General features: G+C 71.8%; 9 protein-coding genes. 2 read left to right on the top strand and 7 right to left on the bottom strand.

The features are described from left to right. The 5 genes from ACFVJS_RS16380 to ACFVJS_RS16360 all read right to left on the bottom strand — a co-directional run. Positions 1–988 (bottom strand): copper resistance protein CopC (locus ACFVJS_RS16380; RefSeq protein WP_378882165.1); only part of this gene is annotated, 988 nt, incomplete at its 3' end. After that, positions 985–1,695 (bottom strand): YcnI family protein, encoded by a 711-nt coding sequence (locus ACFVJS_RS16375; protein ID WP_378882162.1) that lies wholly within the window; start codon positions 1,693–1,695, stop codon positions 985–987. The genes ACFVJS_RS16375 and ACFVJS_RS16380, both read right to left, overlap by 4 nt. 60 nt (positions 1,696–1,755) lie before the next feature. Further along, complete coding sequence (locus tag ACFVJS_RS16370) at positions 1,756–2,277, bottom strand: cell division protein FtsQ (RefSeq protein ID WP_378882159.1); 522 nt, start codon at positions 2,275–2,277, stop codon at positions 1,756–1,758. Positions 2,278–2,382: 105 nt separating this feature from the next. Continuing rightward, on the bottom strand, positions 2,383–3,012 hold the full coding sequence (locus ACFVJS_RS16365; protein ID WP_045552005.1) for a 3-oxoacid CoA-transferase subunit B: 630 nt from the start codon (positions 3,010–3,012) through the stop codon (positions 2,383–2,385). A gap of 1 nt (position 3,013) precedes the next feature. Next, complete coding sequence (locus ACFVJS_RS16360) at positions 3,014–3,778, bottom strand: CoA transferase subunit A (protein WP_378882155.1); 765 nt, start codon at positions 3,776–3,778, stop codon at positions 3,014–3,016. A 128-nt stretch (positions 3,779–3,906) separates the two neighbouring features. Between ACFVJS_RS16360 and ACFVJS_RS16355 the strand changes: the two genes are divergently transcribed. Continuing rightward, the gene (locus tag ACFVJS_RS16355) at positions 3,907–4,695 is read left to right on the top strand and encodes an IclR family transcriptional regulator (protein ID WP_378882153.1); all 789 of its coding nucleotides are present in this window, start codon (positions 3,907–3,909) and stop codon (positions 4,693–4,695) included. Here ACFVJS_RS16355 and ACFVJS_RS16350 read toward each other — a convergent pair. Beyond that, complete coding sequence (locus ACFVJS_RS16350) at positions 4,676–5,686, bottom strand: LLM class flavin-dependent oxidoreductase (RefSeq protein ID WP_378882151.1); 1,011 nt, start codon at positions 5,684–5,686, stop codon at positions 4,676–4,678. The two genes, ACFVJS_RS16355 and ACFVJS_RS16350, sit on opposite strands and share 20 nt — an antisense overlap. 156 nt (positions 5,687–5,842) lie before the next feature. On the opposite strand from ACFVJS_RS16350, the gene ACFVJS_RS16345 reads away from it, so the two are divergent. Further along, complete coding sequence (locus ACFVJS_RS16345; RefSeq protein WP_378882149.1) at positions 5,843–6,523, top strand: Crp/Fnr family transcriptional regulator; 681 nt, start codon at positions 5,843–5,845, stop codon at positions 6,521–6,523. A gap of 6 nt (positions 6,524–6,529) precedes the next feature. Here the strand turns inward: ACFVJS_RS16345 and ACFVJS_RS16340 are convergent. After that, a partial coding sequence (locus ACFVJS_RS16340) for a GTP-binding protein (RefSeq protein ID WP_378882147.1) occupies positions 6,530–7,108 on the bottom strand: 579 nt, incomplete at its 5' end.

The following is a 7,108-nucleotide window of genomic DNA, read 5'->3' as shown; positions in this document are numbered from 1 at the left end:
CGCGTCGGGTGATCAGCGGCAGGGTCAGCGCGAGGCCGACCAGACCGCCGAGCCAGAGAGCTCCGGCGACGAGGTGGATGACGTCGGTGAGCGTGACCAGCCAGGCGGGTACGACCGCTCGGGAGTGACCGACCAGCGACGGGGCACAGATCGCCACCAGTCCCGCGGCCGCGGCCAGGCGGGGCCGCTCGCGCAGCGCGAGCGCGGCCGCGATGCCGATGATCCCGACCAGCGCACTGAGCCACTCCTTGCCGACCGAGGCGGGCGACCAGGCGTCGAAGGTGAGGATCGCTCCGGGTGGGCTCTCGCTCTGCAGCGCTCCGCTGGCCGGGGCCAGGAGCACCAGCGCGATCACGGCGACCATGCCGGCGACGATCTCCACGCGCTGCACCCGGGCGGTGGCGCGGTCGGGGACGCGCTGGTCACCGACGATCAGAGCGCGGAACCAGACCAGGCCCACGACCAGCAGCAGGGCTGCGTACTGGATGAACTGGAGCACGCCGTGGATCACCGCGGTCGCCCTGGACGGCTCCGTGGACGGCGGTGGGGCGACGCTGAGGCTCGGAGCGCCGACCGCGAAGGTCAACGAGCCCGAGATCGGGTGGCCGTCGGCCGAGACCGCCCGCCAGGCGACGACGTAGGTGCCGTCGCCGAGACTGTTCGCCTTCGCGAGGGCGACCTTCATCTCGGTGCCGCTCGCGGTCGCCTCGGAGGTCACCTCCTTGCCCTTCGCGTCGAAGACCGTCACCCCCGCGGGCGGCAGCGTCACCGCCTCGTCGAAGGTGAAGGTGATCGTCTCCGGCGCCACCTCCAGCACCGCACCCTCCTCGGGGTCGGTGCCGATCAGCGTCGCGTGGGCCTGGGCGGGGGAGATGCTGACCAGGACGGCGTACGCAGCAGCGGCGAGCACCGCCAGCAGCCGTCCCAGGCCGCGCCGGCCCGGGCCCCGGTGGTCGGGGCCGGACCGGCGCGTCAGGGATGCACTCACGCCTTACGACGCCCCAGCGCGAGGGCGGTCGAGCCGGCGATCAGGCCGAGGATCCCGGCGCCGGCACCGACGCCGGCCCACAGGTTGCCGTTGTCGTCCTCGGTGTCCACGGCGGCAGCCGGCTCGACCTTCTCGGCCGACTCCTCGGCGCCGTGGCCGTGGCCGTCCTCGTCCTCCGCGGCGGTCACCTCGAAGGCAGGGGCCGGGCTCTCGGGCTCCTCCGTGGCGCCCTCGGGGGTCTCCTCGATCCAGGCGGTCTCGCCCTTCTCGCAGGTCTGGACCGTCGGGAAGCTGAGGGTGCCCTCCTTCTCCGGCAGCTGCAGGGAGACCTCGAAGGCATCGCGCTGACCGTCGGGCAACGGCGTCTTCGCGGTGTAGACGATCGTGGCGTCGCGCTCGGTCAGCTCGTTTCCGTGAGCGTCCTTGATCGGCTCGGCGAGCTTCTCCTTGGTGACCTTCACGTCGTAGAACGGCTGGCGGGTCGGGGTGACGGTGTTGACCCCCTCCGGCACCTGGATGGTGATCTTGTTGGTCGGCGAGCCTTCGCAGCCGTGGCCGACGCTGAAGGTCAGCACGGTGTAGGCGCCGGCCGCCGTCTCGGTCGGGGTGACCGTGACGTGCGCGGAGGCCGGAGCGGCGACGAGGAAGGTGATGGCCGCGGCAGCGGCGGCGGGCGCGCCGAGGCGCGCGAGGGTACGTCGAGACATGGGGTTGTTGCTTTCTGTGGAGTGTCTGCTGGGCTGATGCCCAGTGGTCGGGTCGGGTCCTCAGCCGAGGACCGGCGGCCCACGGCCGGCAGCGACGTACGTCCACAGGTGCTTGCGCAGAACGATCGTCTGCGTGAGCGGGAGAAGGCGGAACGGGATCTGGGTCCGGGGCGTCGTAAGCGCCCGGGAGATGACCTGCCAGGCTCGGCGGTGCAGCATCCACACGACGACGGTGAGCACCGCTGCCGCGGTGTGCGCGACCAGCATCGAGGTGTCGCCCGCGCCGCTGGTGTGCGCGTGGGCGGCCGGAGCAGCGTACGCCTCGAACGCCTCGTGCATCCCCAGCTGGGCCGCTCCCGCGAGCACCGCCCCGAGGGCGATCCCCACCCGCCGCTGCAGCACCACGACTCCGGTGCCGAAGGCGGCGAACCCGGTCGCCACCAGCCACAACGCGTCCGGCAGCTCCCCGCCGCCGGCCAGGTGGGCCAGGCTGGACCCGGTGGTGATCTCCACCGCCGCGAGCAGCGCCAGCCACACGCTCCCGCGTGTCGGCCGCACCACCCTCAGATCCACGCCGGACATTGTCGCAGACGCCGAGAAGGCGCGCGCGTCGGCCGAGGCGTCACGTACGTCGGCCGAGACGCCACCTCGGTGACATCTCGGCCGACGCGGCTGACCTCTCGACGGTCAGCGGAGGATCGGCGGCTCGGTCTTCTCCTCGACCTCGTTGAGCGTGACGCCCGGGGCGAGCTCGACGAGGCGCAGGCCCTCGGGGGTGACGTCGAGGACGCACAGGTCGGTGATGATGCGCTGCACGACGCCGAGGCCGGTGTAGGGGAGCGAGCACTCCTCGACGATCTTGTAGGAGCCGTCGCGGGCGACGTGCTCCATCAGCACGACGACCTTCTTGGCGCCGTGGACGAGGTCCATCGCGCCGCCCATGCCCTTGACCATCTTGCCGGGGATCATCCAGTTGGCGAGGTCGCCGCCCTTGGAGACCTGCATGGCTCCGAGGATGGCGGCGTCGATCTTGCCGGAGCGGATCATCCCGAAGCTGGTGGCGGAGTCGAAGAAGCTCGCCCCCTTGCGGACGGTGACCGTCTCCTTGCCGGCGTTGATCAGGTCGGGGTCGACGGCGTCCTCGGTCGGGTAGGCGCCGGTGCCGAGGATGCCGTTCTCGCTCTGCAGCACCAGCTCGACGTCGTCGGGGACGTAGTTGGGCACCAGCGTCGGCAGCCCGATGCCGAGGTTGACGTAGTCGCCGTCGGAGAGCTCCGCGGCGGCGCGGGCGGCCATCTCTTCACGTGTCCATGCCATGTCAGCGGACCGTCCTCTTCTCGATGCGCTTGTCGGCGGCCTGTTCGGGGGTCAGGGGCACGACGCGGTGGACGTAGACCCCGGGGAGGTGGACGTCGTTCGGCGGGATCTCGCCGGGCTCGACGAGCTCCTCGACCTCCGCGATCGTGATCTGGCCGGCCATCGCGGCCAGCGGGTTGAAGTTGCGGGCGGAGTCCTTGAAAAGGAGGTTGCCGTGGCGGTCGCCCTTCCACGCGCGGACGATGCCGAAGTCGGCGACGATCGCCTCCTCGAGCACGAACTCCTGCTCGCCGTTGCGGGTCTCGAAGGTCATCACCGGCTTCTCGGGCGAGGTCTTGACGACGTTGCCGGCGTCGTCGTACTTCCACGGCAGCCCGCCCTGAGCCACCTGCGTGCCGACGCCGGTGCGGGTGTAGAACGCGGCGATGCCGGAGCCGCCGGCGCGCATCCGCTCGGCCAGCGTGCCCTGCGGGGTCAGCTCGACCTCGAGGTCGCCGGAGAGGTACTGCCGCGCGAACTCCTTGTTCTCGCCAACGTACGAGGCGACGACCCGGCGCAGCCGCCCGGCGCCGAGCAGCAGGCCCAGGCCCCAGTCGTCGACGCCGGCGTTGTTGGAGACCACCTCGAGGTCGGTCACGCCCGCCTCGAGGATTGCGTTGATGAGCACCGAGGGGATGCCGCACAACCCGAACCCACCGACCGTGAGGGTCGCTCCGTTCGGGATGTCCGCGACCGCCTCGGCGGCTGAGGAGATGACCTTGTCCATGATGATCAGTCAAGGGTGGGCGGCGCCTTCGGTCAATAGGTGAGCGCAGGTTCACGCTTGATCTTTCGATGAACGACCCCGATGGCGCCGATGCGTTCACTGAGTGGACGTCGTCTAACCTACGTCCCATGGAACCCGGTCCCGGGGCGAACCAGCCCAGCACTCAGCCCAGCGTGATCCGCCGTAGTGCGCACCTGCTGCGGCTGCTCGCCGCCGGCGAGCCGGAGGGCGCGACGACCACCCAGCTCTCGACCGCTGCCGCCATCCCGCGCCCGACCGCCCACCGGCTGCTCAGCACCCTGCAGGAGGAGGGGCTGGTGGAGCGCGACAACAGCACCGGCGCGTGGCACCTGGGACCGGAGTGCTTCCTGCTCGGCGCCGCCGCGACCACCCGCCACGACATCACCCCGTCGGCCCGGGCCGCCGTGCTGCGCCTGGCCCGGGAGACGGGGGAGAGCGCGTTCTTCTCGATCCGGCGCGGCGACGAGACGGTCTGCGTCCTACGCGAGGACGGCAGCTTCCCGATCCGCTCGCACGTGCTCCACGAGGGCATCCGGTTCCCGCTCGGCGTCGCCTCGGCGGGCCTTGCGATCCTGGCGCTCATGCCCGAGTCGCGCCGCGAGGCCTACCTGGCCCGTGCCGACCTCGTCCCCGCCTACGGCGAGGAGCATTCGGCGTCCGCTCTGCGGAAGCGGATCGCCGCCACCCGCGAGCGTGGCTTTGCGGTCAACCCGGGCCTGATCGTGGCCGGCAGCTGGGGTCTGGCCGCCGCCGTCTTCGACGCCCACGGCCAGCCCTACGGCGCGCTCAGCATCACCGGTATCGAGGCCCGTCTCGCGCCCCCGCGCCAGGCCGAGCTCGGCCGCCTCCTCCTGGAGGCGGCACACACGCTGTCGACTAGCTCGGGGACCGGGTAGACACCTGGGGCCGCCCGGTCATGATCTCGGCGAGCGCGGCGTCGGAGGCGAGCTGGGCGTCGCGGTCGTAGGTCGAGGTGAAGGCGAGGAGCTCGTCGGCGCCGGTGGTCTCGGCCAGCCGGTCGAGGCGGCGGCGGACGGTGTCGGCGGAGCCTGCGGTGGTGCGGGCGAGATGGGCCTCGACCCGCTCGCGCACCTGGTTCGACCAGGCCTGGTCCCGGATCGTCGCGACCGGCTCGAGGGGACCGAACTCGCCGGTCTGCCGCGACCTGGCCATCGCCCACGCCTCCGGGAGCGCGAGCTCGGCGGCCTCGGCGTCGGTGTCCGCGACGAGCACGTCGACGGAGACGATCACCGACGGCTCGGACGCCCGCGAGGAGGGCCGGAAGTCCTTCCGGTACGCCCCGAGGACCTCGTCCAGCCGCGGGCTGTACAGCACCGGACCGCCCACGACCACCGGCAGCCCGAGCCTCGAGGCGAGCGCGACCCCGCGCCCGGTCGCCAGCACGAACATGGGGATCTGGTGTGCGGCGACGGGCCGCGCGGTGACCGCCGCGGTGCGGTCGAGGTAGCCGCGGAGCTCCTCGATGTCCTCGGCGAACGTGTCCGGGTCGTCGAGATCCTGCCGCAGGGCGCGGCGTACGGGAGCGGTAAAGCCCAGCGTGCGACCCAGACCCAGGTCGATGCGGCCTGGATACAGCGCGTCGAGCATGAGGAACTGCTCGGCCACGACCAGCGGCTGGTGGTGCGGCAGCATCACCCCGCCCGAGCCGAGCCGGATCGTGGAGGTGTGCGCTCCGAGCGCTCCGATCAGCACCGGCGGCGCCCCCGACGCGATCCCCGGTACCGCGTGGTGCTCGGCGACCCAGAACCGCTGGTAGCCGAGCCGCTCCGCAGCCACCGCTCGCTCGATCGTGTGGGTCAGCGCAGCGCCCTCGGCGTACCCCACCCGCGTGCGGGACCGGTCCAGCATGGAGAGCTTCACGGTCATGACAACGACGCCGAAGCCTCGAGGCTTCCCGCTGGCTACGGTGTGGCGAAGAACGCACCCGACAGGCGTGCGATGCGGGACACACATCCGGGGTTGCAGGCGTCGCTCTCGGTACGCTGAGGGCTTCGGTAAAATGACGACAGGAGCGGCTGGGTAATGGATCAAGACGTGCTTCGGCACGCACCGCTTTTCAGCGAGCTGGACGACGAGTCGATGACGGCGCTGCTCGCGATGATGGGCCAGACACGCCTCAGACGCGGCGAGGTTCTGTTCCATGAGGGAGACCCCGCGGACCGGCTCTACGCCGTGGTGAACGGCAAGGTGAAGCTGAGCCGCGCCGCGGCCAACGGGCAGGACAACCTGCTGGCGATCCTGGGGCCGGGCCAGGTGTTCGGCGAGCTGTCGCTCTTCGACCCCGGTCGGCGCTCCTCGACGGTCACCGCCGTCACCGACGAGGTGGAGCTCGCCTCGCTCTCGCACGACGACCTGCTGGGCCTGCTCGACGGGCGGCCGAGCGTGACGCGCGGGCTGCTCGCCCTGCTGTCGGGTCGGCTGCGCCGGGCCAACGACGTGATCGGCGACCTCGTCTTCGCCGACGCACCCCGCCGGGTGGCGAAGGCGCTGCTCGACCTCGCCGAGCGGTTCGGTCAGGAGACCGAGGAAGGCCTCCACGTACGCCACGACCTGACGCAGGAGGAGCTCGCCCAGCTCGTGGGCGCGGCCCGGGAGACGGTCAACAAGGCGCTCGCCGACTTCGCCGCCAAGGGCTGGGTCAGGCTGGAGTCGCGCTCGGTGATCATCACCGACATGGAGCGGATCGTCCGCCGAGCCGGTTGATCACGCTCAGAGACTGACGCGGACCAGCTGCCGGAGCCGGCGGAGACCCTCGGTGCTCGGTCGTTCGGCCGGGGCGAGGGCGTCGCGCAAGCGCAGCCGGACCGCGTCGGTCTCGAGCTCCAGGCCGATGGCCACGAGCTCGCTCGCCGGCCCGGGCTCACGCTTCGCCGCGGCGACGTGGGCGCTGCGCCCGACCAGGTTCACGTGGTAGCTGCGCGGTCCCTGGGCGGTGGCGACCGCGACGGTCCCCTTCATCCGGTACGCCGTCTCCGGCGGCTCCTCGAGCAGGTCGACCAATCGACCCGGCTCGATGGTGCCCGGGGTGGTCACGGTCACCGACCGGGCGTGCTGATGAGCCGCGTGGTCGTCGGCGGCCTCGCGCAGCAACGCGGCGATCGGCAGCTCGTCGGGCGGGTCCTCGGGCACGGCGGCGTCGTAGACGAGTCGTGGGTCGATGCGGCCGCCCACGGCGTACGCCACATGGACCTCGGGATTGTGCTCCCGCACCCGCGCTTCGATCCGGGCCAGGGTCTCCTCCCGCTCGGTCTCCGGCACCAGGTCGGTCTTGTTGATCACCACCAGGGC

This window comes from Nocardioides sp. NPDC057772 (assembly GCF_042798075.1).
Taxonomy (GTDB): domain Bacteria; phylum Actinomycetota; class Actinomycetes; order Propionibacteriales; family Nocardioidaceae; genus Nocardioides.
This window is presented reverse-complemented; position numbering and strand designations above follow the sequence as displayed.